Source organism: Herbaspirillum sp. WKF16, from assembly GCF_028993615.1.
GTDB lineage: Bacteria > Pseudomonadota > Gammaproteobacteria > Burkholderiales > Burkholderiaceae_D > Herbaspirillum.
The window spans coordinates 2401949-2423967 of record NZ_CP118632.1; the positions used below are offsets into that span (position 1 = coordinate 2401949).

The 22019-nt window shown below is 67.6% G+C and carries 20 protein-coding genes; 10 read left to right on the top strand and 10 right to left on the bottom strand.

Annotated elements, in window-relative coordinates:
* Nucleotides 1-33 precede the first annotated feature (33 nt).
* Complete coding sequence (locus Herbaro_RS10950) at nucleotides 34-975, top strand: LysR substrate-binding domain-containing protein (RefSeq protein WP_275013852.1); 942 nt, start codon at nucleotides 34-36, stop codon at nucleotides 973-975.
* A gap of 89 nt (nucleotides 976-1064) precedes the next feature.
* Here the strand turns inward: Herbaro_RS10950 and Herbaro_RS10955 are convergent, their stop codons facing one another.
* Nucleotides 1065-1490 carry a hypothetical protein gene (locus tag Herbaro_RS10955; protein ID WP_275013853.1) on the bottom strand — a complete coding sequence of 142 codons (426 nt, stop codon included), beginning with the start codon at nucleotides 1488-1490 and terminating at the stop codon, nucleotides 1065-1067.
* A 583-nt stretch (nucleotides 1491-2073) separates the two neighbouring features.
* On the opposite strand from Herbaro_RS10955, the gene Herbaro_RS10960 reads away from it, so the two are divergent.
* A complete protein-coding gene (locus tag Herbaro_RS10960; RefSeq protein ID WP_275013854.1) occupies nucleotides 2074-3258 on the top strand; it encodes a GGDEF domain-containing protein in 1185 nt (394 codons plus the stop codon).
* Nucleotides 3259-3276: 18 nt separating this feature from the next.
* On the opposite strand, the gene Herbaro_RS10965 is transcribed toward Herbaro_RS10960, so the two are convergent.
* The 3 genes from Herbaro_RS10965 to imuA are packed head-to-tail and all read right to left on the bottom strand — an operon-like array spanning nucleotide 3277 to nucleotide 8689.
* Nucleotides 3277-6534, bottom strand: a complete 3258-nt coding sequence (locus tag Herbaro_RS10965; protein ID WP_275013855.1) for an error-prone DNA polymerase — start codon at nucleotides 6532-6534, stop codon at nucleotides 3277-3279.
* Nucleotides 6535-6543: 9 nt separating this feature from the next.
* On the bottom strand, nucleotides 6544-8025 hold the full coding sequence (locus Herbaro_RS10970; protein ID WP_275013856.1) for a Y-family DNA polymerase: 1482 nt from the start codon (nucleotides 8023-8025) through the stop codon (nucleotides 6544-6546).
* Nucleotides 7955-8689: a translesion DNA synthesis-associated protein ImuA gene (gene imuA / locus Herbaro_RS10975; protein WP_275013857.1), complete on the bottom strand. Its 735-nt coding sequence runs from the start codon at nucleotides 8687-8689 to the stop codon at nucleotides 7955-7957. Before imuA ends, Herbaro_RS10970 begins: the two co-directional genes overlap by 71 nt.
* Before the next feature lie 628 nt (nucleotides 8690-9317).
* Here imuA and Herbaro_RS10980 point away from each other — a divergent pair.
* The gene (locus tag Herbaro_RS10980) at nucleotides 9318-9650 is read left to right on the top strand and encodes a KGG domain-containing protein (protein ID WP_275013858.1); all 333 of its coding nucleotides are present in this window, start codon (nucleotides 9318-9320) and stop codon (nucleotides 9648-9650) included.
* Nucleotides 9651-9795: 145 nt separating this feature from the next.
* Here Herbaro_RS10980 and Herbaro_RS10985 read toward each other — a convergent pair whose 3' ends face one another.
* The gene (locus Herbaro_RS10985; RefSeq protein ID WP_275013859.1) at nucleotides 9796-10551 is read right to left on the bottom strand and encodes a YoaK family protein; all 756 of its coding nucleotides are present in this window, start codon (nucleotides 10549-10551) and stop codon (nucleotides 9796-9798) included.
* Between the two features lie 181 nt (nucleotides 10552-10732).
* On the opposite strand from Herbaro_RS10985, the gene Herbaro_RS10990 reads away from it, so the two are divergent.
* Nucleotides 10733-10999: a hypothetical protein gene (locus Herbaro_RS10990; protein ID WP_275013860.1), complete on the top strand. Its 267-nt coding sequence runs from the start codon at nucleotides 10733-10735 to the stop codon at nucleotides 10997-10999.
* A 334-nt stretch (nucleotides 11000-11333) separates the two neighbouring features.
* Here the strand turns inward: Herbaro_RS10990 and Herbaro_RS10995 are convergent, their stop codons facing one another.
* The gene (locus tag Herbaro_RS10995; RefSeq protein ID WP_275013861.1) at nucleotides 11334-11891 is read right to left on the bottom strand and encodes a CBS domain-containing protein; all 558 of its coding nucleotides are present in this window, start codon (nucleotides 11889-11891) and stop codon (nucleotides 11334-11336) included.
* A 233-nt stretch (nucleotides 11892-12124) separates the two neighbouring features.
* On the opposite strand from Herbaro_RS10995, the gene Herbaro_RS11000 reads away from it, so the two are divergent.
* The 3 genes from Herbaro_RS11000 (at nucleotide 12125) to Herbaro_RS11010 (ending at nucleotide 13553) form a co-directional block, all read left to right on the top strand.
* Nucleotides 12125-12415: an SWEET family sugar transporter gene (locus Herbaro_RS11000; protein WP_275013862.1), complete on the top strand. Its 291-nt coding sequence runs from the start codon at nucleotides 12125-12127 to the stop codon at nucleotides 12413-12415.
* Nucleotides 12416-12557: 142 nt separating this feature from the next.
* Nucleotides 12558-13139, top strand: a complete 582-nt coding sequence (locus Herbaro_RS11005; protein WP_275013863.1) for a DUF4142 domain-containing protein — start codon at nucleotides 12558-12560, stop codon at nucleotides 13137-13139.
* A 174-nt stretch (nucleotides 13140-13313) separates the two neighbouring features.
* Nucleotides 13314-13553 (top strand): hypothetical protein, encoded by a 240-nt coding sequence (locus tag Herbaro_RS11010; RefSeq protein ID WP_275013864.1) that lies wholly within the window; start codon nucleotides 13314-13316, stop codon nucleotides 13551-13553.
* Nucleotides 13554-13638: 85 nt separating this feature from the next.
* Here Herbaro_RS11010 and Herbaro_RS11015 read toward each other — a convergent pair whose 3' ends face one another.
* The 4 genes from Herbaro_RS11015 to Herbaro_RS11030 form a co-directional block, all read right to left on the bottom strand.
* Nucleotides 13639-14364 (bottom strand): type 1 glutamine amidotransferase domain-containing protein, encoded by a 726-nt coding sequence (locus Herbaro_RS11015; RefSeq protein ID WP_446719320.1) that lies wholly within the window; start codon nucleotides 14362-14364, stop codon nucleotides 13639-13641.
* Nucleotides 14365-14456: 92 nt separating this feature from the next.
* Nucleotides 14457-14666 (bottom strand): hypothetical protein, encoded by a 210-nt coding sequence (locus tag Herbaro_RS11020; protein ID WP_275013865.1) that lies wholly within the window; start codon nucleotides 14664-14666, stop codon nucleotides 14457-14459.
* 121 nt (nucleotides 14667-14787) lie between these two features.
* Nucleotides 14788-15075, bottom strand: coding sequence for a hypothetical protein (locus tag Herbaro_RS11025; RefSeq protein WP_275013866.1), 288 nt, complete (start codon nucleotides 15073-15075; stop codon nucleotides 14788-14790).
* Nucleotide 15076: 1 nt separating this feature from the next.
* Complete coding sequence (locus Herbaro_RS11030) at nucleotides 15077-16771, bottom strand: thiamine pyrophosphate-binding protein (RefSeq protein ID WP_275013867.1); 1695 nt, start codon at nucleotides 16769-16771, stop codon at nucleotides 15077-15079.
* A gap of 236 nt (nucleotides 16772-17007) precedes the next feature.
* On the opposite strand from Herbaro_RS11030, the gene ku reads away from it, so the two are divergent.
* The 3 genes from ku to Herbaro_RS11045 all read left to right on the top strand — a co-directional run bounded on the left by ku (nucleotide 17008) and on the right by Herbaro_RS11045 (nucleotide 21842).
* Nucleotides 17008-17967, top strand: coding sequence for a non-homologous end joining protein Ku (ku, locus tag Herbaro_RS11035; protein ID WP_275013868.1), 960 nt, complete (start codon nucleotides 17008-17010; stop codon nucleotides 17965-17967).
* Nucleotides 17964-20537: a DNA ligase D gene (ligD, locus tag Herbaro_RS11040; protein ID WP_275013869.1), complete on the top strand. Its 2574-nt coding sequence runs from the start codon at nucleotides 17964-17966 to the stop codon at nucleotides 20535-20537. Before ku ends, ligD begins: the two co-directional genes overlap by 4 nt.
* A gap of 201 nt (nucleotides 20538-20738) precedes the next feature.
* A complete protein-coding gene (locus tag Herbaro_RS11045) occupies nucleotides 20739-21842 on the top strand; it encodes a nucleotide excision repair endonuclease (protein WP_275013870.1) in 1104 nt (367 codons plus the stop codon).
* Nucleotides 21843-22019: the final 177 nt, after the last annotated feature.

The following is a 22019-nucleotide window of genomic DNA, read 5'->3' on the forward strand; positions in this document are numbered from 1 at the left end:
ATCGAATTAACAAGTAGGGACTGAAAACGCTCCATGGAATTACGCCAACTGCGCTACTTCGTCGCCATCGTCGACCACGGCTCGCTGTCGCGCGCGGCGCGCGTGCTGCACATCGCGCAGCCGGCGCTGACCCAGCAGATCCGCCAGCTGGAAGACGAGATGGAGGCGCAACTGCTGCATCGCTCGGCCCAGGGCGTGATCGCCACCGACGCCGGCAAGGTGTTCTATGAACACGCCCTGGCCATCTTGAAGCAGGTGCAGGACGCCAAGCAAGCGGTGGCGCAGTCCAACGGCAAGCCCTCGGGCACGGTGGCGCTGGGCATCCCGCAGAGCGTCTCCAACGCGCTGGCGCTGCCGCTGTTGAACGCGGTGCGCTCCACCTATCCCGAGATCACGCTGCAGCTGACCGAGGAGCTGACCGGCAACCTGATCACGCAGCTCAAATCCGGCCGCATCAACCTGGCGGTGCTGTTCGACGACGGCCAGCTGTCGTCCTTCGCGGCCACGCCGATGATCGAGGAGGAGATGATGTACATCACCCGCGCCAAGTCGCGCTACGGCGTAACGGGCCGCCGCGGCGTGCCGCTGGCCAAGGCCATCCAGGCGCCGCTGATCCTGCCGGGCCTGGCGCACGGCGTGCGGCCGCGCATCGAGAACCTGGTGCGCTCGCAGGGCATGGCGCTGGAGAACGTGATCGAGATCAATTCGGTGGCGATCCTCAAGTCCGCCATCCTGGCCGATATCGGCGCGACCATCCTGCCGGTGGCGCCGCTCCTGGCCGACATCGAGCGCGGCGAGATGGTGGCGCAGCCGATCGCCGGCGAGCGGATTTCGCGCACGCTGGTGCTGTGCGCGTCCAAGAATATTCCCCTGACTACCGCGGCGGCGGCGGTCGAGCGGCTGGTGCTGGATGTCACCGATGAATTGTGCCGCTCGGGCAAGTGGGGGCATACGGAGTTGCTGGCGCGGGAGTGATGCGGGAGTGATCGCGCGCGGCGCAACCATAAAAAACGGCATGCTTCGGACATGCCGTTTTTTTTCGCCGGCTGCCGGCTGTCGGCCGGTCAGCGCAGGATGTCCAGCACCTGCAGGATGGTGAAGCTGACCGGGTCGTAGACCACGGTGTAGCCGTCGTAGTAACCCATCCGGTAGCCGCGCGGCGGGGGCGGCAGGTCGCGCCGCACGTTCTGCGGCACCGGCCTGATGCGGCTGCGGAATTCAGCCGGCACCGGCTGGCCTTCGCGGAAGTCGGGGCGATGGCCGCGGTCCACGCGCTTGAGCTCGCCGTCGTAATGCCGGCGCAGCTTCTCGCGGTCGGCGTCGCGGAATTCATAGTGGCCTTCGGGGCCGCGCCGGTCGCGATGCTCCATGCCGGGGCCGGGCGGCGGTCCGGGCTGCTGCGCCTGCGACAGCGGCGCCAAGCCCAGCGAGGATGCCGCGGTGAAGGCGAGGGCAGAGGTTTTCAGGATGTTCTTGATGCGTGTGCGCATGGGCCTCTTTCATGATTGACGTAGCCGAGAGACCTGGCTCGGCGCAGCGAAGTTGCGCCCACTGCCGGTTTTTACCCTTGTAAAGGAAGTGCAAGCGAATGCCGTCATGTTTGCCGGTTTCGTTGAATTGGCTTAACAGGAAATTACGTCGTGATTTTGCGGCGCAGGCGGAATGAAGATTTTGGATCCAAATACCGTAGGGGAAAGCTCATCGGCAGGGTTGCAAAATGGCCTCTTCATCGCCTCTTTTTTTCCGGCCGCCGATGGAAAAAAACGAAGATGTCATACCAATCGGTTACACTGCGATTCATTCCATCGACATCTGCATCCATGTGCCGCCAGGCATGCCTCATTGCGCGAAGGGGTTCGCCAATGGATTTGTTGCAGGCCGGTCGGTCTACCCACAACGGCATGACCGGCCAGGCGCTCGATCAGGCTGCCGCGGCAGCTCATCCGTGTCGCCCTTGCTGATATGCGCAGCCTGCGCCGGCCTGTGTCGTGCGCGGACAGGCGCGCAGGTGCAGATGAGACTGGAATGGTTTTCGCAATCTTTCACCGGCCCGTTCGCGGGCGCCGTATCCGAATGAATCCTTTCACCGCCAGTATCGCCTTGGCCATCGTGCAGCTGTGCAGCGGCCTGATCATGGCCGGGGTGTTCCTGAGCACGCCGACCGAGCGCTGCACGCGCTATTGGGCGCTGTCGGGCGCCATGGCCGCGTTCGGCATCTGCGTCATCGTGGCCGTGCATGGCGGCGCCGGCGCCGGGGTGCTGCGCGGGGCCGGCCTGCTGATCGGCAATACCCTGCTGTTCGCCTCCAGCGTGGCCGGCTGGAGCGGCCTGCGCAGTTTCTACCAGCGCGCCGCGGCGTGGTGGCCCTGGGTGTTCGTGGCGGCCTATGGAGTGCTGTTCGGCGTGCTGCTGGCGCTGGGCGCCGATTTCACGCAGCGCAGCTATTTCGCCGTGGGCGCCATGCAACTGGTGTTCTTCCTGTTGCTCATCGAATTCTGGAGGGGCCTCTCGGGCCCGCAGGCGCGCCGTTACGCGCGCTGGACCTTCGGCCGCTGGATCGGGCTGGCGGCGATGCTGATCCTGAGCGCCAGCTATATCGCCCGCCTGCTTATTTCAAGCATCCACCCGCAGCTGTTCGAGCCGCCGCTGATGAGCAGCCTGGGCGTGGCGCTGATCTACCTGGTGCCGCTGGGCGGCAGCCTGCTGTTGTCGGCCTCGCTGCTGATGGTGTATTTCGAACGCATGGTGGCCGACCGGCAGCGCCTGGCCACCGAGGATGAGCTGACCCGCACGCTGAACCGGCGCGAGCTGGTGCGCTGCGGGGAGCGCATGCTGCGCCAGGCGGTCGACCACCGGGGCAGCCTGACGCTGGCCTTCATCGACGTCGATCATTTCAAGCGCATCAACGACAATTTCGGCCATCTGGCGGGCGACCGCGTGCTGGCCGGCATCGCCGGCGCGCTGCGCGAGAACTGCCGCGAGGACGACATCCTGGGGCGCTACGGCGGCGAAGAGTTCTGCGCGGTGTTTCCCGGGCTGAGCCAGGTCGAGGCCAACCGCATCGGCGAGCGCCTGGTGCAGGCCGTGCGCGGGCGCAGCTTCGATCATGGCCAGCCGGTCACCATCAGCGTGGGCCTGGTGGTGCTGCAGCCGGGACAGAACCAGACCTGGGACGCGCTGGTGCACCAGGCCGATATCGCCCTCTACCGCGCCAAGGCTGAAGGGCGCGATGCCTTCCGCATGGCCCAGGCCGCGTAGCGTCTCCGGCGCAACTTCCTAGAAGAAATCGCGGCTGCGGGGTTCCAGCTCGCCCAGCAGGTGGGTCCAGTCCTCCAGCCGTCCCGCCAGCAGGTGGCGTACCTTGCCCTTGGCCTGCCAGGTGCCGTAGACGCCCAGCAGGCTGGCATTGAGCACCTCGCGGCGCTGGCGCTCCAGCACCGCCGGCCAGATCACCACGTTGACCGAGCCGGTTTCATCCTCCAGCGTCATGAAGATCACGCCCTTGGCCGTGCCCGGCCGCTGGCGCACCGTGACGATGCCGCAGCAGCTGGCGAACTGGCGATCCTGCAGCAGGTTGAGGTCGGCCACGCTCATGAAGCGCCGCCGCGCCAGCGCCGGGCGCAGCAAGGCCAGCGGATGGCGCCGCAGGGTGAGGTTCATGGCGCGGTAGTCGTGCAGGATCCGGTCGCCCTCGCCGGGGGCATCCAGTTGCACCGCTTCGTCGCGCCGCGCCGCCGGGCGCAGGAGGTCGCGGTCGGGCGCCGCGCCGACCGCATGCCACAAGGCCTGGCGGCGATGGCCGGCCAGCTCGCGCAGGGCGTCGCCGGCGGCCAGCGCTTCGAGCGCTTGACGATCCAGCTCGGCGCGCCGGGCCATGTCGGAGACGTCGGCGAAGGGGCGTTCGGCGCGCGCCTGTTCGATGCGCAGCGCCGCCTCGGCCGGCATGCCGCGCAGCAGGGAAAGGCCCAGCCGCACCGCCGGGCGGGCATGCTCCTGGCCGGCAGGCCGGTACAGCGTGGACTCCCAATGGCTGCGCATGACGTTGGCCGGCAGCACGACGACGCCATGGCGGCGCGCATCCTGCACCAGCTGCGAGGGCGAGTAGAAGCCCATCGGCTGGCTGTTGAGCAGGCCGCACAGGAAGGCCTCCGGCTCATGGCATTTGAGCCAGCTGCTGAAGTAGGTGAGCTGGGCGAAGCTGGCGGCGTGGCTTTCGGGGAAGCCGTATTCGCCGAAACCCTCGATCTGGTTGAAGATGCTCTCGGCGAATTCGCGCGAGTAGCCGTTGTCGGTCATGCCCAGCACCAGCCGTTCGTAATGCGGCCCCATGCCGCCCTTGCGTTTCCAGGCCGCCATCGAGCGGCGCAGGTTGTCGGCTTCGCCGGGCGAATAGCCGGCGGCCTCGATGGCCACTTCCATCACCTGCTCCTGGAAGATCGGGATGCCCAGCGTGCGCTCCAGCACCTGCTTGATCTTGCCGCTTTTCTTCGTGTTGTCGGGATACTCGAACGTGCGGCCTTCGCGCACCAGCTCGCGCCGCTCCAGGTAGGGATGCACCATGCCGCCCTGGATCGGCCCCGGGCGCACGATGGCCACCTGCACCACCAGGTCGTAGTGGCTGCGCGGCTGCATGCGCGGCAGCATGCTCATCTGCGCGCGGCTCTCGATCTGGAACACGCCGATGGTGTCGGCCTCGCAGATCATGTCGTAGGTGGCCTTGTCGTCTCGCGGGATGTCCTGCATCCGCATGACCTCGGGCAGGCCCCGGCGCAGGCTGACCAGTTCCAGCGTGCGGCGCAGCGCGGTCAGCATGCCCAGCGCCAGCACGTCGACCTTGAGCAGGTTCAGCGATTCCAGGTCGTCCTTGTCCCACTCGATCACCGAGCGGTCCGGCATGGCCGCGTTCTGGATCGGCACCAGCCGCGAGAGCTGGCCGCGCGCGATGACGAAGCCGCCGGTGTGCTGCGACAGGTGGCGCGGGAACTTGAGCAGCTTGCCGGTGATGTCGGCCCACAAGCCGATCTGCGGCAGGTTGGGATCCAGCCCGGCCTCGGCGAAGCGTTCCAGCAATTGCTCGCGGCTGTCGAACCAGTGCTGGGACTTGGCCACCGTATCGATCACGGCCGCATCCACGCCCAGGGCCTTGCCCACCTCGCGCAAGGCGCCGCGCGGGCGGTAGCTGTGCACGGCCGCCGCCAGAGCGGCGCGGCGGCGGCCGTACTTGCGGTAGATGTGCTGGATCACTTCCTCGCGCCGCTGGTGCTCGAAGTCGACGTCGATGTCGGGCGGCTCGTTGCGCTCCTTGCTGATGAAGCGGGCGAACAGCAGGCGCGTGTCGGCCGGATTGACCTCGGTCACGTGAAGGCAGTAGCAGACCGCCGAGTTGGCGGCCGAGCCGCGCCCCTGGCACAGGATGCCCTTGTCGCGGGCGAACTTCACCAGGTCGTAGACGGTGAGGAAATAGGCTTCGTATTCCTTTCCCGAAATCAGCTTCAGCTCCATCTCGATCTGCTCCCGCACGCCACCCGGCACGCCTTGCGGGTAGCGCTTTTGCGCGCCCGCCAGGGTTTCCTGCCGCAGGTAGGCGGCCGGCGTCATGCCCAGCGGCACCAGTTCGTCGGGATATTCGTAATTCAGCTCAGCCAGGCTGAAGCGGCAGCCGGCGGCGATCTTCAGCGTTTCGGCCAGCAGCTGGGCCTGCCCCTGGTGCACCAGCGAGAGCCGCACGCGCGGCCGCAGGTGCTGCTCGGCGTTGGGCGCCAGCGCGTAGCCGCATTCCTGCACCGGCTTGCCCAGGCGGATCGCCGCCACCACGTCCAGCAGGTATTTGCGCGAGCGCATATGCATCTGCACGTCGCCGACCGCTGCCAGCGGCACGCCGTGGCGGCGCGATGCCTGTTCCAGCGTATCGCGGTGCAGGTCGTCGAGAGGGCGGTAAAGCCGCGTCAGCCCAAGCCAGCCGCGCTCCCGGAACAAGGCCTTGAACCAGCGCAACTGGGCGTCGACCTGCGCGTCGTCGGCCGGGTAGTCCGGCACCAGGATCAGTTGGCAATCGGGCAGCGCGCGCAGGTGCGAGAGCGCCGGCGGCGGCGCGCTGAAATCCTCGGGCTCGAGCAGGTAACTGCCCTTGTCGGCGCGGGTGCGGGCGCGCGTGATCAGCTCGGAGAGGTTGCCGTAGCCTTCGCGGTTCCTGGCCAGCGCCACCAGGGTCATGGCGGACAGGGGCGAAGCCTGCCCATCCGACGCGGCGCAGGTAAGGCGGAAGCAGCTGCCGATGATCAGTTTGAAATCGCGGCCTTTGTTCTGCTCCAGCGAAAGCTGTTCCAGGCAGGCCGCATGCGCCCGCACCACGCCGGCCAGCGTGCATTCGTCGGTGATGGCCAGCGCCTTGTAGCCCAGCGCCATGGCGCGTTCCACCAGTTCGTTGGCATGCGAGGCGCCGTGCAGGAAGCTGAAGTTGGTGCGGCAGTACAGCTCGGCGTAATCGGGCAGGCCGATGGCCGGCGGCGAGGATGCGGGGAAGTCGTCGTCCATGGCGGCGCCTCAGCCGAACAGGCCGTGCAGGAACCACTGCGGTTCCTGGTCCGGCTGTTCGCCGCCGATCCATTGGCGGAAGATCCAGTAATAGACATACTGCGCGTCATGCGCGCAGAAGTAGTCGCGCGTCACGGGCCGGCCTTCCCACCAGCCGGTCTCGATGCGTTCGGGCGGCGAGGCGAATTCCAGCGGCGTGCGGTGGAAGGGCTTGTGCCGGTGCAGGCGCAGCGGCTGCGGCGCATCGAGCAGCCACAGCGGACGCGGCGGCAGGCGCGCGGCATCGCCCGGCAGCGGCGAGGGCAGGGCGGCGGCGTCCTGCATCACGCCGCACCAGCGGTTGGCCACCTCGGGCCGATGATCGGCCTGCGGCGCCGCCTGCAATACCTGCTCCGGCCCCAGCCGCGCCACCAGCAGCTCGATGAGGCGGTGATGGTCTTCCGCGCTGCCGCCGGGTTCGGGAAACAGCAGCCCGCTGCCGGCCTGCATGGCGTCGAGCTCGTCGGCGGCCAGCGAGAGGGCGATGGCCGGCGCCGGCAAGGCGCAGCGGGCCAGCTTTTCCTTGACCAGCGCATGCAAGTGTTCTTCCTGCCAGGCGGCGACCGACAAGGCCAGCGTGAGTTCGGTGGGCGGCGCCGCCTGGCGGCCGCGTTCGTGCTCCAGCGACAACCGCAGCTGCTTGACGGCCAGCTGGCGCGCGCCCAGCCAGCCGGCCAGCTGCGCCAGCAGGCGCTGCGCGTAGGCGCCGAGGATGTCGGCGTGGTCGATCCGGTCGGGCAGCTCGATGCGGGCATGGAAGGCGGGCGGCGCCTCGACCCAGCGGTGCAGCTCGGCCGCCTCGCCGTAGGCGCGGTCCATCATCTCCAGCACGGCCTTGCCGCAGCGTCGCTGCAGGCCGGCGCGCGGCAAGCGGCGCAGTTCGCCCAGGCGGCGCACGCCCAGGCCGTGCAGCCACTCCAGGTGCGGCCGCGCGGGCGGCAACAGCGCCACCGGCAGGCGTTCCAACCGGCGCCGCATCGAGGCCGGGCGCAGCGTGCGCACGTAGCCGGAACGCGCCAGCAGCCAGGCGCCGGCGGCGCTCACCGCGCAACTCAGCGTGGCCGACAATCCCAGCCGCGCGATGGTGACGCGCACCTTGCGGCACAGCGCGCGGATGCCGCCGAACAGGCGCAGGCTGGCCCCGACTTCCAGCAGCACGCAATCCTCTTCGGCCAGCGTCACCTGCGGCGTGTATTGCAACAGGGCCAGCGCGGCCTCGCCCAGCAAGGCAGCCTCGCGCAACGGGTCGCGCTCGTGCCAGTGGGCCGCGGGCGATAGCAGCTGGGCGCCGCCGCGGCGCATGCCATCGCGCACGCCGTCGGCGCGCGCCGGGGCAGAGATGGCGCTGACGCGGTCGTGCTCGAAGACCACGGCCGCTTCCTCAGCCAGCCAGTTCGGGCGAAAGGCTTCCAGTTGCAGCAGCGGCAGGTGTACGGCGATCCACAGGGGCATGGCGTTGCAAATTCGGTGAAGGCGTCAGGGGAATGAACAAGGGGCGCTCGCGCAGCGGTCCGCGTCGCTTGAGAAAACCGATTTCCAGGCCGTCGGGCGCCGGCCGCAGCGACAGCCGCAAGGGCGCCGGCGAAGCCTCGCGCGCGCAGGCCAGCGGACGGAACAGGAAGAACAGGGTGCTGCCGCCCTGGGCCGCCACATGCAACCGGCGCAGGCTGTCGGCGCGTATCCTGGCTTGCCACAGCAGCAGGGCCTGGCAGCTGTCGGCGCGCAGCACCTGCTCGGCGGCCCAGCAGGCGTCGGCCTGGCTGCCGGCCTGCAAGCGCAGCAGGCGCGAGGCCGCCACGCCCATGTGCGTCCAGCCCGGCGCATTGGCCGCATGCGGCGCCTGCAGCAGGGCGATGCGCCCGGCGCCGGGGCGCTCGCGCTGTTGCGGCGGCCGGGCCAGCAGGGGACGCAGCAGCCGCAATTCGCCGATGCCGGCCTGCGGCAGCAGCAGCTCGATCAACACGCCGGCCGGCCAGCCGCCTTCCGGCAGTTCCGCATCCAGCGCCTGGAATCCGCTGGCCACGCCGCGCGCGCCGCCCCGCGCCAGCTGGGACGCCAGCCAGAGCGAAGGATGGATCGCTTCCGGCGCAGGGGCCGGTGAGGAAGGCGTCAACATGGAGTGGCGGTACGGAACAGCCGCAAGCGAGGCTGTTCGAAAAAATCCGATAACTGTATAAATATACAGTATATGGCGCGCCGGGCGAGAAAAGTTACAAAGCAGAGGGGCAAAAAAAGGGCCGCTCAAGGGCGGCCCAATAGGAGGCTGGAGGTAACCTCCGGAGACTAGCGTTGATCCTTGCGCCTTGCTGGAGGCGTGAGGAGGATGTCAGGGCCGATGTTAGCCGCGCGTCCCGTCTTGCGTTATCGGCGCATGCCGCATGCTGCGGTCAGCCGATGTCGCCGCTCCTGTCGGCAAGTCTTGATGAGCGGAAAACACCGATGAGGCGCGGCGGCCTGCTGATGAGCCATACCTCTTTTGACGGATTTCGAGCTCAACGATAAGAATTCGTAAGCTCATCTTCACGGATTCCTTCATTTCCTACAGACAACGCCTACAAGGGCTGATGGACTCTTCTGATAGTTACTGCCGGGGATGCTTCCTAAACTGCAGGCGTGGACAGAAGGCTTGCGCTTTCGACGTGATGCCGGGAGATGAACCCGGCGCCATGGCAAGACAAGGGTAAGGCATGGGTCTTGCCCACCGGCTGTCCTCCAACTTTTCCGATCAGACAAAGGAGTCAGACATGGCAAATGCACAAAACCCGGGCAGCAGCAACCGCGGCTTCGCAGCGATGGACCCGCAAAAGCAGCGCCAGATCGCCAGCATGGGAGGCAAGGCAGCCCATGCCAAGGGCGCTGCCCACGAGTTCACCTCTGCCGAAGCGCGCGAAGCTGGCCGCAAGGGCGGACTGAACAGCCATGGCCGCAAGAACGCCAATGCCGGCGACGCCGGTAGTGTGGCCGTAGCCGCTCCACAGATGACCCAGAGCGCGCCGCAGGTGCAGCAGGTCCAACAGCCGCAGCAGCCCCAGCAGCAACCGCAACAGTCCGATCGCAACCCCTTGCAGCAGGGTTGAGCGACGCCGGCAGGCGATCGCAGGCCGCGTAGCCGACGACGGCGCGGCAGCCGGGAAGACCGGCATGCATGAGCATGTGCAATACCGATAACAAGAAAACGAAAAGGCGCCCGCAGCGCCTTTTTTTGTGTCCGGCGGCGGCCTTTCAATGCCGCGACAGGTCGTCCAGCAGCGGCACCAGCGCCAGCAGGAACAGCAAGGCGGCGAGCGGCACGATGGCGATGAAACCCAGCGCCTTGAAGCCCAGCGCGCCGGCCACGCCGCCCAGGAAGAACATCATCAGCAGCGATGCCAGCAGTGCGAACTTGCGCCGCGCCGGCGGCACCGGGTCGTCGGCCGGCATTTCCCCGGGCGCCTTGGGGGCCAGCTTCCAGTAGCATATCCGGCCCAGCTCGATGCCGATGTCGGTGACCAGGCCGGTGACGTGGGTGGTGCGGATCTCCGAGCGCGAGATCTTGCTGATCATGGCGTTCTGCAGCCCCATGACGAAGCACAGCAGCATCACCGTGACCGGCGCAAACAACAATCGATGGCCGTCCAGGTTGCTGCCCAGGATGCCGAAGCACAGCAGCAGCCCGGCTTCGGCCATCAGCGGCATGGCGTATTCGCTGTGCAGGCGCCGCCGCCGCGCCCAGTTGATCATCACCGCCGAGCCTGCCGCGCCGGCCATGAAGGCCAGCAGCGAGCCGGCGCCGGCGGCCAGCAGCATGGTCTGTCCCAGCGCCAGGTCATCGGCCAGCGCCGACACCACGCCCGACATGTGCGAGGTGTATTGCCCCACCGCCAGGAAGCCGCCGGCATTGACCGCCCCGGCCACGAAGGCCAGCGAGCCTCCCAGCTGGCGGTTGGCGGTGTCGGAGCGGGCCGGGCTGGTGAGGCGGCGCAGGTAGTTGATGGGCATGGCGTATCCAGGGTCGGGAGGAGGAACGGGGCAACAATGGAGCATATCCCATGCCATCGCCGCCGGCGGCGCAGTTCATCTTCATGGACGCTTACGCGCACAGGCGGCATGTTCCTGCTGTCATCGGCCGGCGTCGCTTTATATGCTGGGGAATATAGTCAACCCAGGACAGGAGGAGAACATGTCGATACCGGTGGATCTGCCCGGCGGCCAGAAGATGCACGAATGGCCGTCTCCCAACATGCAAGCCGGCGTGGAACAGATCGCCGGCGGCGGCTTTCGCGGGGTCGTGCTGATCGGCCGCGCCGACGGCGGCGAGCCGGCCACCCATGTGTGTGAGCCGATCCGCGATCTGCGCGACACGGCCTATGGCGATGCGCTGCAGTATGTGGCGCAGCACACACCGGGCGCAGCGCTCAGGCGCGACGACGTCAGCGAGCACCTCTGAGCGTGAGCGAGCCAAGGCAGGCGGCAAAAAAAAAGCCGCCTGGGGAGGCGGCCGGAGGGGGAGGGATATAAGACGCCGGAGATCGGGGGAATCTCCGATGAATTTCTGCTTATGAAACGACCCGTGGGGATAAACCGATTGGGGGGTGGACATGTTTCATGGCGCGACGGAGGGGGACGTTCGCGCCGGAAATTTGCTGTCCTCGGTTTCGAGTTCGTTGGAGTGCATAGTAGCCATGCGCTGCAAAAAAGAAGATCGGACACTACCCCATCCGTGTGTCAGAAAAACCCCTACAACAGAATCGCACGGATGGGCCTGGCCAGACGGCCGCGCTTCAGCGACGTCCCAGCGGGACTTCCGCCAGGTCGGCATTGACCGTCTCCGGCAGCGCGTATTGGCCCGAGCGCGGCGGGTTGGGGCGGCGCCGGGCCGGGGCCGCCGGCAGCGAGATCTCGCCCAGGGCGCCGGCCACGCCGCTGTTCTGGGTCTTGGCCGCGACATCGCCCAGGCTGACCATGCCCACCAGCTTCTTGTGCCGATCCATCACCGGCAGGCGGCGGATCTGGCGCTGGACCATGTCGTCCAGCACGTCGTCGACCGGCTCGTCCTCGTAGCACCACAGCACTTCGTGGCTCATCACGTCCTTGAGGCGCACGGAATCGTGCAGGCGGTTCTTCGCCACCGCGCGCAGCACGATGTCGCGGTCGGTGACCAGGCCGACCAGTTGGTCGCCGTCGCAGACCGGCAGGGCGCCGACATCCAGCTCATCCATGGCCTGCGCGGCCTGGATCACGGAGTCGTCGGGCTTGAGCGTATGGGCGCCGCGCGTCATGACGTCGGCGATGGTGCGGGTGGCGTGCATGGTGCCTCCTTCCTGATGATGGGTGATCATGGTTGTCCGCTTGTCATGACAGCCTAGGCAACGGGGCGCTTTGCCGCAATGCCGCATCGCCCCTTTGCGGCGTCGGCAGATTCGCGCAGCATTGCCGGAAAGCGCCGACCGCGCCCGTCCTCCTACAGCCGGTTGCGGCGCTTGCCCACTGCTGCGCGCAAGCGCCTGGCCGCATCATCCTTGCATGAACCCGTTCCCCCATCCATCGCCCATTGCACAGCCAGGATACGGTCATGCCTGACGGCGTGACCGACATGATCGGCTGGAGCGCCACCCTGGTGCTGCTGCTGACGATCTCATCCCAGGTCTACCAGCAATGGCGCACGCGCTCCACCAAGGGCGTCTCGCCCTGGCTGTTCGCCGGGCAACTGCTGGCCTCGACCGGCTTCGTCACCTACAGCGCCTTGCAGGGCGACTGGGTGTTCGTGGTGTCGAATGTGTTCTTGCTGCTGACCGCGCTGCTGGGGCAATGGCTCTACCTGCGCAACAAGCGCCACCCGACAGAAGAACGGGGCGAGGAATAAAGCGTCCGTAAAGCGCCGGGAATTCCTTGTGTCTTACAGCCATCGTCGGCGCTGTCCGATGCACAGCGAGCCCGACGGTGGCTACAGTCGAGACATCGATGATCGCCGGGAGGCGATCCGCCACCAGAACAAGGAGAGCGCCATGACTTTCACACTTCATCCCCACGCCGGTCTCCACGGCCCACGCGCCTGGGGCAAGCTGCGCCGCGTGATGGGCGCGACCGCGCTGTGCGTGGCCGGCGTCGCGCTGGCCGTGAACGTGCACGCCGACACCGTGCCGGGCAAGGACAAGAGTTTCATGATCAAGGCGGCCGAAGCCGGCAACGCCGAGGTCGCCGCCAGCAAGGCGGCGCTGGAGAAAAGCACCAATCCGGCCGTGAAGGATTTCGCCCAGAAGATGATCGCGCAGCACACCCAGGTCGGCGATGAGCTCAAGCAACTGGCCTCCAGCAAGGACGTGAGCCTGCCGTCCGAACCCACGGTGGCCCAGCGCGCCAAGATCGCCGTGCTCGACAAGCTCTCCGGCCATACCTTCGACAAGCGCTATGCCAGCATGATCGGCGTGTCGGCGCACCAGGACGCGGTCAAGCTGTTCCAGAAGGCATCCACCTCGGCGCAGGACCCGGACGTGAAGAATTTCGCGGCCAAGACCTTGCCGGGTTTGCAGGAGCACCTGCAGATGGCGACCGAGCTCAAGAGCAAGGTCGACGCCGCCAAGGAGTGAGCTGGCGCTTGATGTCCGGGCTGGACAGCGCAGCCCGCGCGGCGCATCATCCGCGGGGGAGGCCGGGTTCGCCTGCTCCTGCCTGATGTCTTCCATTTGCCCGCGGCGGCCTGCCGCATTGTCGTTTTCGCTGTTCCGTCCTGCCTTCATGCGTCATCGCAAAGGAGTGCGCTCATGAAACGTCTCGCGAAATCCGCCGCCAAATCCGCCGCCGGTCAATTCGCGCCGCGCGTGGCCAAGCTGGAAAAGCACAAGTACGCGGCCTACGTCGACATGCACATCGGGCCGCTGTGGGAAATGGCCTTGCAAGGCTCGCCGGTACGCATCTGCCGCAAGCGCAAGAATGCCGAGAAAGCCGCGCTGGCGCTGGTGGCCGAGGCCAGGCGGCAGGCGCGGCAGCAGCAGGGCGCCTGAGTCCTCCGGCAAAAAAAAGGGCGGTATCTCTCCCGCCCTCGTCATTTCCCCATTCCCGTATTTTTCATCGCGGCAACCGCCGCCTTCAGCCGTCGCTCTGGTGCGCCTGGCCATGGGCCACGGCAAACGCTTCGTTTTCGTGGTCGCGCGGGGCCGCCGGCGCAGTGCCTCGGCCGGAGAGCTTCTTCTTGCCGGCCGGCGCGGCGTCTGCCGCGGCGACGGCTTCGTCGCCGGCCGCCGCCGGGGCCGGCTGGCTGCGTTCGCGTTTCTGCTGCTGGTCCAGCATCTTCATGAATTCGTTGTTGAAGGCCGGGATGTCGGCCGGCTTGCGCGAGGAGAGGAAGTTCTCGTCGCGCACCACCTCCTGGTCCAGCCACTGGCTGCCGGCATTCTTGAAATCGTCCTGCAGGCTGGGCCAACTGGTGACGGTGCGGCCCTTGGCCACACCGGCGGAGATCAGCAGCCAGCCGCCGTGGCAGATCGAGGCGATCGGTTTCTCGGCATCGTTGGCCGCGCGCACGAAGCTGCGCGCCTGCGGCAGCAGTCGCATGGCGTCGCCGTTGACCACGCCGCCTGGCAGCAGCACCGCCGAATAGTCGTCGGCGCGCGCCTCGTCGATGCTCATGTCGACCGACACCACTTCGCCCTTGTCCACGTGCTTGAAGCCTTGCACGCTGGATTTCTTGTCCGACAGGACATGCACCGTCGCGCCGGCCGCTTCCAGCGCCTTCTTCGGCTCCAGCAGCTCGGCTTGCTCGAAGCCGTCGGTCACGAGGATTGCGACCTTGAGGTTGTTGAATCGGTTTGCCATGTTGATCTCCCTTGAAAATGAAAAGGCGGCCGCGGCGCAAGGCCGGGCCGCCCGCAATCGGGTGGAGCCCGCAGGTGTCGATACCCGGAAATTCAGTGCTTGCCCGACTTCACCTGATGACGGTTCTGGTGGTCGCCCTTGGCGTGAGCCATGTCCGGCGCCTTCTTGATGCGGGTGATGTTGGAGGTCGCCACCGGATCGCTGTTGGGGAAGCTCATCTCGTTGGCGTCGTCCAATGCGACTTCCGACGGGGTGTCGTAGTCTTTGGCGCGTTCCTGCTTGGGGTGTTTGGTCGCGGACATGGATATCTCCTTTAAGTCGTGCGTGTCAATTCAGCTTACTGCCGGGCCGCCCTCGCCGATATAAGCGGGCCGCTCAAGCGCATGTCAGAAAGCCGGAAGCGTGGCGTCGCCCATTGCCTCGCTACGGCCACGGGGCCGGCGTCACATCCTCGAATTGCGCCTGCAGCTTGCCGCCGGCAGGCACCGCGCCGGGCTGGCGACCGGGATGCAGCATGGCGCCGGTCATCAGGGCCAACTCGCGCTCGGCGGCGACGAAGGCGGCGTCGCCCAGCGCCTGTTCCTTCACCGGCCAGTTGGCCAGCGCCCAGCGCTTGTAGTCGGCAAAGCGGGCCCGCAATTCCTGGGCGTACTGCTCGCGCTGGCGTTCCAGCGTCTGGTCGGGTTTGTTGGGGGTGTTTGGCGGGTTCATGTCAGCCTCCCTTCATGGAAATCAGGCTTTCGCGCACCTTGGCCATGCCGAAGCGCCAGATCTGCTCCATCTTGATGTGCGGCATGGTGGGCAGCTCGGAGGCGTCGATGAACACGTTCAACACCGCCGGGCCGGGCGCGGCCAGCAGTTGCGCGATGCCGCTGTCGAGCTGGTCCGGCGTGCGCGCGGTGAAGCCCTGCGCGCCGCAGGCCTGGGCGAAGGCGGCGAAATCGGGATTGGGGAATTCGGAGCCCTCGAAGGCGGGCAGGCCGGCTTCTTCCATCTCCAGGTGCACCAGGCCCCACTCCTGGTTGTTGAATACCACTACCTTCACGGGCAGCTTGTGCTCGACGCTGGTCATGAATTCGCCCAGCAGCATGGTGAAGCCGCCGTCGCCCACGGCCACCACCACCTGGCGCCCGCGTTCCAGCGCCTGGATGCCGTTGGCCTGGCCCAGCGAGGTGCCGACCGCGGCATTGTTGAACGAGGCCAGGATGCGCTGGCGGCCGCTCTGGCGTATCCAGTTGCCGCACCACAGCGTCACCACGCCGGTATCGACCACGAACACGGCGTCGTCTTGGGCCAGGTCGCCCAGGCGGCGCGCCAGGCGCTGCGGCTTGATCTTCTTGTGGTGGCGCTTTTCTTCGGCGTTGCGGTCCAGCGAGGCGTTCCACTTTTCACGGTCGGCGTTGACCTTGTCGAGGAAGGCGCCGTCGGTCTTGCCGTCGACGGCGGCCAGCAACTGCTTCACGGCCGGCGCCACCGAGCCGGTGATGCCCAGCGCCACCGGAGCGCGGCGGCCCAGCACGAAGCCGCGCTCATCGATCTGGATCACGCGGTTCTTGGTCGGCAGGAATTCGGAATAGGGATAGTCGGAACCCAGCATCAGCATCACCTCTGCATCGTGCAGGGCATCGGTGCCCGGGGCGCCGCCGATCAGGCCGACGCCGCCGATCCAGTGCGGATGGCTGTAGTCCACCATGTCCTTGGCCTTGAAGGTGTGCATTACCGGCGCCTGCAGCTTGGCGGCCAATGCCAGCACGTCGTCGATGGCCTCGCGGCAGCCGTTGCCGGCGAAGATGGCGACCGTCCCGGCTTCGTTGATCAGCTTGGCCGCGGCGTCGATCTCAGCCTCGGCCGGCGCCAGCTCGGCGCGCCGGCGCAGCGTGGCGATGCTGGGCACGGGTTGCGCAGCCTTGGCGCCGATGATGTCGGCCGGGATGTTCAGGTGCGCCACGCCGCGCTGCGCATAAGCCTGGGCGATGGCCTGGTGGAACACGCCGGGCGCCTGCTCGGCGCTGGTCACGGTCTGGGTATAGCAGGCGACGTCGCGAAACAGGATGTCGGGCGTGTTCTCCTGCAGGTAATCGGTGCCGCGCCGCGCAGCCGGCACGCCGCCGGAAATGGCCAGCACCGGCGCATGATCCTTGCGCGCCTCGTACAGGCCGGCCACCAGGTGGTTGGCGCCGGGGCCGGTGGTGCCGCAGCACACCGCCAGGCGACCGGTCAGCTTGGCCTGGCCGGCCGCCGCCAGCGCGGCGCCTTCCTCGTGGCGCACGCCTATCCACTCGATGCGCTTGTCGCGGCGGATCGCTTCGGTGAGCGGGTTGAGGGCATCGCCGACGACGCCGAAGATCTGGCGCACGCCGATCTGGTAGAGGGTATCGATCAAGACTTCTGCGACGGTGGCGGACATGGCGACTCCAGGACGGTAGATAGGGCGGTGGATCGAGACTAAGCCCGACCGCGCCGCGCCTGTATCGGCGCGAGCGGTAAATCCCTGTAGGAGAGAGTGATCTTTCGCGGCGCGCATCGCATTGATGTGCGGCAAGGAGCCGCATTCCTACGTCGCATTCCTACGCCGGCCGACTGCGCGCCGGCGGCTGCGCCCGGATAATTCAAGCCGGAGTACAACGCACAACGGAGGCAGCCATGCGTCGCGCACTGTGGAAGGGAGCGATCAGCTTCGGCCTGATCAACATCCCGGTCGAGCTCTACACCGCCGAAAAGAACGATGAGCTGGACTTCCACATGCTCGACCGGCGCGACCTTGCGCCGGTGGGCTACAAGCGGGTGAACAAGAAGTCCGGGCGCGAGGTGCCCTGGGAAAACATCATCAAGGGCTATGAGTACGAGGACGGCAAGTACGTCCTGATGTCCGACGAAGACCTGCGCCGCGCCAACGTCGAGGCCACGCAAAGCATCGACATCCAAAGCTTCGTCGAGATCGATCAAGTGCCCGTCCTCTACTACGAGCAGCCCTATTACCTGGCCCCGTCCAAGGGCGGCGACAAGGCCTATGCGCTGCTGCGCGAGACCCTGCTGGCCAGCGGCAAGATGGCGATTGCCCAGATCGTGATCCGCACCCGCCAGCACCTGGCGGCGCTGCTCCCGCAGGGCGGGATGCTGAACCTGATCACCCTGCGCTATCCGACCGAGCTGCGTGCGCCCGATGACATCGGGGTGCCGTCGCGCAGCGCCAGAAAGTCGGCCGTGTCGAAGCAGGAGGTCGAGATGGCGCGCGCACTGGTCGAGCATATGTCGGCCGACTGGGCGCCCGGGCAATTCCGCGACACGTATCGCGACGACGTGCTGGCGCTGATCAAGAAGAAGATCAAGAGCCGCCAGACGCATGAAGTGGCCGAGCCTGACGAACATGCGGCCGCGCCAGCCGGGGCTGGCAAGGTGGTGGACCTGATGGCCTTGCTCAAGAGCAGCCTGGAGGGGCGTGGCAAGCCTGCCAAGCCGTCGCGCCAGGCCGTCGATGACGAAGCATCCAAGCCGCGCGCCGCGAAGGGCGCACGCGTTCACAAGCTCCCGGCGCGCAAGCCTTCGCCCAAGAAAGCCTCTGCCACCAAGGGCAAGGCCGGCACCGGGAGGGCGCAGGCATGAGTTCCGGCCACCTCGAGCGCTACCGCGCCAAGCGTAACTTCAGCATCACGCCCGAGCCTTCCGGCGAGACCACACGGCGCAAGACCGGCAAGCGCGCCGCGCCGCAGGCGCTGCAGTTCTTCATCCAGCGCCACCATGCGCGCCGCTTGCATTACGACTTCCGCCTGGAGCTCGACGGCGTGCTCAAGAGCTGGGCCGTGCCCAAGGGACCGAGCCTGGATCCGCACGACAAGCGCCTGGCCGTGCGCGTGGAAGACCATCCGCTGGACTACGGCAGCTTCGAGGGCGACATCCCGGAGCACCAGTACGGCGCCGGCCACGTGGTGCTGTGGGACCGCGGCCAATGGCAGCCGGAGGGCGATCCCGCGGCCGGGCTGGAAAAAGGCCACCTGGCGTTCGCGCTGCGCGGCGAAAAGCTGGCAGGTCGCTGGGCGCTGGTGCGCATGGGCCACGCCGACGCCCGCGGCAAGGAAAACTGGCTGCTGATCAAGGAGGCGGACGAGGCTGCCGCGCGCGGCAAGGAGGCCGCCGTCACCGAACTACGGCCGGAGAGCGTAGCCGGCCAGGGCGACCCGGCGCCGAGGAAGGTCCGCAAGGCCGCCGGCGCCAAGGACGCGCCGGTGCAGGTTGCCGGGCTCAAGCCGTCGCGCATGCCGGCCCGCATCGCCGCCCAATTGGCCACGCTGGTGGCGCAGGCGCCGCAGGGCGAGGAATGGCTGTCCGAAATGAAGTTCGACGGCTACCGCGGCCTGTGCCGCATTGCCAAAGGCCGGGCCGCGATCCACACGCGCGAGGGGCTGGACTGGAACGCGCGCTGGCCGGTGCTGGTGCAGGCGCTGCAGAAGCTGCCGGTGGACGACGCCTGGATAGACGGCGAGGTGGTGGCGCTGGACGCGGAAGGCGGCATCAGCTTCGAGGCGCTGCAACACTACACGCACGGCGAACAGCAGCAGGCCGACGGCGTGCGCCTGGCGCTGTACGCCTTCGACCTGCCGTATCTCAACGGCCACGACCTGCGCGGCCTGCCGCTGATCCAGCGCAAGCAACTGCTGCGCGAACTGATCCCGGGCGCGGACGAGGAGGGCCTGTTGCTCTACAGCGAGCACATCGTCGGCCAGGCGGACGAGGTGTTCAAGCATGCCTGCCGGCATGGCATGGAGGGCATCGTCGCTAAACGCGCGGATGCGCCCTATACCGGCCGGCGCGACCGCAACTGGCTCAAGATCAAGTGCGAACGGCGCCAGGAGTTCGTGATCGGCGGCTACACCGACCCGGCGGGGCAGCGCAGCGGCTTCGGCGCGATCCTGGTCGGGGTGTACGGCGACAACGGCGACCTGCATTACGCGGGACGCGTCGGCACCGGATTCGACGAGCGCCTGCTCGGCTCCCTGCTCAAGAAGTTCAAGGCGCTGGAGCAGGGCAAGCCGGCCTTTGCCAGGCCGCCGACCGGCCAGCAGCTGCGCGGGGTGCACTGGATCGCACCCGAGCTGGTGGCGGAGGTGAAGTTCGCGCAGTGGACCCGGGCCGGCATCCTGCGGCACGGCGCCTTCGTGGCGCTGCGCGAGGACAAGAAGCCGCGCCACATTGTGCGCGAGGCAGTAGGCGAAACCGGGCCAGCCGCCGCGCCGGAAAAGCCCAGCCGGGCTGCGGCCAAAGGCGCCGACCCGTCGGCGCCGGTCACCGTCGCCGGCGTCCGGCTGACCCATCCCGGCAAGATCCTGTTTCCCGACACCGGGCTGACCAAGCTTGAACTGGCGCGCTACTACCAGAGCGTGGCCCGCTGGATCCTGCCGGAGCTGCGCCGGCGGCCGCTGTCGCTGGTGCGCTGCCCGGACGGCCATGCCGGCAAATGCTTCTTCCAGAAACACGCCGGCCAGGGCATGCCGGACGCCATCGAACCCATCGAGGTGCCCGAGGGCGAGGGCACGGCGCAGTACATGATGGTCAACGATGTCGCCGGGCTGGTGGCCACGGTGCAGATGGGCGTGCTGGAGCTGCACGCCTGGGGCTCGACCGGACGCGACCTGCTGCATCCGGACCGCATCGTCTTCGATCTCGACCCGGCGCCCGACGTACCCTGGCCGACCGTGGTGGAAGGCGCGCAGCTGCTGCGCGGGCTGCTGCAGGAGGTGGGGCTGGAATGCTTTCTCAAGACATCCGGCGGCAAGGGCCTGCACCTGATGGTGCCGATCCGGCCCGAGCACGACTGGGAGACCGTCAAGGACTGGGCCCATCGGGTGGCGGCGCACCTGGCGCGGCACCTGCCGGATCGCTTCATCGCCCGCATGACCAAGGCCGCGCGCGGCGGCAAGATCTTCGTCGACTACCTGCGCAACGCGCCGGGCGCGACCACGGTGGTCGCCTATTCGCCGCGCTCGCGCGACGGCGCGCCGGTGTCGGCGCCGATCGCCTGGGAGGAGCTGGACGACACGCTCAAGCCCGATGCTTTCAAGGTGGCGAACATGGCGCAGCGGATCGGCCATCTGCAAGGGCTTGATCCCTGGAAAGATTTTGCAACATCGCGCCAGCGCCTGACTTCGCGGATGCTGGCCGCCTTCGACCCGGCCTGAACGCCGGCGCCGCAGCAGGCAATGTCCTACACGAGCTTCATCCTCCTGCCGACTGTGCCTTGCATAGGGCAACTTCATAATCCACTTTAACTTTTTCGGGACGGATGCGCACGGCGCCAGCCGCCATCCGTTCCCGCCCGATCGACCGACAGAGCACGTCCAAAACGTGAGATGAACAACAACGAGGAAATGGCAAACGCCATGAACACCACCAGCTATCGCCACTCCCTGACGCAGATTCTCTCCCGCCACCTGATGCACGCCGCCATGCCCGGCCTGATGCCGGCAGCGCCCGCCGCGCCGCGCGCGCAGTCGCCCGGCAAGCTGCCGGCGGCGCTGGTCGAGCGGCTGCTGCAACAGGAAGAGCAGCGCCGCCTGCGCGGCCACGGCGCATCGATCACGGCCCCGATCGCTACCTTCAGCGCGCCGCAGCCGGCCGCCCATCGCGCCGCCACCTACAGCTACCCGATCCACATCGAGCGCGCCGACATCGACGCCTTGCCGGCATCGGCAGGCGTGTACGTCTTCCGCGGCGCCAATGGCATCCCGCTGTACGTCGGCCGCAGCGTCAACCTGCGCAGCCGCGTGCTGGCCCATCTGCACAACCATGAAGAGGAGCTGCTGGTGCGCCAGACGCGCCGCATCGAGTTTCGCCGCACCGTCGGCGAGCTGGGCGCGGCCCTGCTGGAGAACAGCCTGGTGCGCGACCTGCAGCCGCTGCACAACAAGAAGCCGCGCCAGAAGCGCTGCCTGTTCACCTTGCGCCTGAGCCCGGCCGGCCAGCCGCAGGTGGCCCAGGTGGCCGAGCGCGACTTCAGCCGCGCCGAGAACCTGTTCGGCATCTTCGCCTCCGAGCGCGCCGCGCAGGAAGCCTTGCAGAAACTGGTGGAGCAGCATGAGCTGTGCTCCATCGCCGCCGGGCTGGAAGAAAGCGCGGGCGAGGGCATGGCCTGCTTCGCCCGCCAGATCCGCCGCTGCCGCGGCTGCTGCACCGGCGAAGAGTCGCATGAATCGCACCGGGAACGCCTGATGCTGGCGCTGGAAGACTTGCGCATCCTGCCCTGGCCGTATGAGGGCGCGATGGGAGTGATCGAGGAGCGCGACGGCTGGAGCCAGGTGCACGTGATCGACCACTGGCGCTACCTGGGCACGCTGGACGAGCAGCACCAACAACTGCAGGCGCGCCCGGCGGCCAGCCTGAAGGGTTTCGACCTGGACAGCTACAAGCTGGTCATCAAGCCGTTCTTGCTGCAACAGCTGGAGCTGCGTGCGCTGCCCGGACTGACCCTGCCCGACCGGGCCTGATCGGTTTTCCACCCCTGCGCGGCGCCGTTTTGGCGGCGTCGCGCTTGCGTTCGTCCGCAGCTCTCGTCCATCGATGTAAATCCCCGCACCTCGATTGAACATTTTGCGGCGCAGCGCTTCATACCAGCGATTTGGTCGTCCTTGCCGACGACGTTTCGCCCGGGCAGGGCGGCGCGC

Coding starts and splice junctions, on each gene's coding strand:
- Herbaro_RS10965 (WP_275013855.1), bottom strand. CDS start 6,534: ATGGACGACGACTTCCCCGCATCCTCGCCGCCGGCCATCGGCCTGCCC.
- Herbaro_RS10990 (WP_275013860.1), top strand. CDS start 10,733: ATGTCGATACCGGTGGATCTGCCCGGCGGCCAGAAGATGCACGAATGG.
- Herbaro_RS10980 (WP_275013858.1), top strand. CDS start 9,318: ATGGCAAATGCACAAAACCCGGGCAGCAGCAACCGCGGCTTCGCAGCG.
- Herbaro_RS11005 (WP_275013863.1), top strand. CDS start 12,558: ATGACTTTCACACTTCATCCCCACGCCGGTCTCCACGGCCCACGCGCC.
- Herbaro_RS11045 (WP_275013870.1), top strand. CDS start 20,739: ATGAACACCACCAGCTATCGCCACTCCCTGACGCAGATTCTCTCCCGC.
- ligD (WP_275013869.1), top strand. CDS start 17,964: ATGAGTTCCGGCCACCTCGAGCGCTACCGCGCCAAGCGTAACTTCAGC.
- Herbaro_RS11030 (WP_275013867.1), bottom strand. CDS start 16,771: ATGTCCGCCACCGTCGCAGAAGTCTTGATCGATACCCTCTACCAGATC.
- Herbaro_RS10995 (WP_275013861.1), bottom strand. CDS start 11,891: ATGATCACCCATCATCAGGAAGGAGGCACCATGCACGCCACCCGCACC.
- ku (WP_275013868.1), top strand. CDS start 17,008: ATGCGTCGCGCACTGTGGAAGGGAGCGATCAGCTTCGGCCTGATCAAC.
- Herbaro_RS10955 (WP_275013853.1), bottom strand. CDS start 1,490: ATGCGCACACGCATCAAGAACATCCTGAAAACCTCTGCCCTCGCCTTC.
- Herbaro_RS11025 (WP_275013866.1), bottom strand. CDS start 15,075: ATGAACCCGCCAAACACCCCCAACAAACCCGACCAGACGCTGGAACGC.
- Herbaro_RS10970 (WP_275013856.1), bottom strand. CDS start 8,025: ATGCCCCTGTGGATCGCCGTACACCTGCCGCTGCTGCAACTGGAAGCC.
- Herbaro_RS11015 (WP_446719320.1), bottom strand. CDS start 14,364: ATGGCAAACCGATTCAACAACCTCAAGGTCGCAATCCTCGTGACCGAC.
- Herbaro_RS11020 (WP_275013865.1), bottom strand. CDS start 14,666: ATGTCCGCGACCAAACACCCCAAGCAGGAACGCGCCAAAGACTACGAC.
- imuA (WP_275013857.1), bottom strand. CDS start 8,689: ATGTTGACGCCTTCCTCACCGGCCCCTGCGCCGGAAGCGATCCATCCT.
- Herbaro_RS11000 (WP_275013862.1), top strand. CDS start 12,125: ATGCCTGACGGCGTGACCGACATGATCGGCTGGAGCGCCACCCTGGTG.
- Herbaro_RS10950 (WP_275013852.1), top strand. CDS start 34: ATGGAATTACGCCAACTGCGCTACTTCGTCGCCATCGTCGACCACGGC.
- Herbaro_RS10960 (WP_275013854.1), top strand. CDS start 2,074: ATGAATCCTTTCACCGCCAGTATCGCCTTGGCCATCGTGCAGCTGTGC.
- Herbaro_RS11010 (WP_275013864.1), top strand. CDS start 13,314: ATGAAACGTCTCGCGAAATCCGCCGCCAAATCCGCCGCCGGTCAATTC.
- Herbaro_RS10985 (WP_275013859.1), bottom strand. CDS start 10,551: ATGCCCATCAACTACCTGCGCCGCCTCACCAGCCCGGCCCGCTCCGAC.